General features: G+C 35.8%; 1 pseudogene. It reads left to right on the plus strand.

Annotated features, from left to right (window positions below):
* Positions 1-481: pseudogene (locus tag GUI70_RS25355) on the plus strand (SAV1866 family putative multidrug efflux ABC transporter); the annotation flags it as partial.

Consider the following 481-nt stretch of genomic DNA (forward strand, 5'->3'; position numbering starts at 1 on the left):
ATGTGAAATTGACTTTAGCAGCACTGTTTATCTTCCCATTTTACATTTTAACGGTGTACGTTTTCTTTGGAAGATTAAGAAAATTGACACGTGAAAGATCTCAAGCATTAGCTGAGGTTCAAGGATTCTTGCATGAACGTGTTCAAGGTATTTCAGTCGTTAAAAGTTTTGCGATTGAAGACAATGAAGCGAAAAACTTTGATAAAAAGAATACTAATTTCCTAACACGTGCGTTGAAACATACAAGATGGAATGCCTATTCCTTTGCCGCAATTAATACAGTTACAGATATTGGACCAATTATTGTCATCGGTGTTGGTGCATATCTTGCTATTTCTGGATCAATCACAGTAGGTACACTTGCAGCATTTGTTGGATACTTGGAGTTATTGTTCGGGACTTTACGTCGTTTTGTCGCATCATTTAAAACTTTAACGCAAAGTTTTGCTTCAATGGACCGTGTATTCCAATTAATTGATTA

It is taken from the genome of Deinococcus alpinitundrae (assembly GCF_009982895.1).
Taxonomy (GTDB): domain Bacteria; phylum Deinococcota; class Deinococci; order Deinococcales; family Deinococcaceae; genus Deinococcus; species Deinococcus alpinitundrae.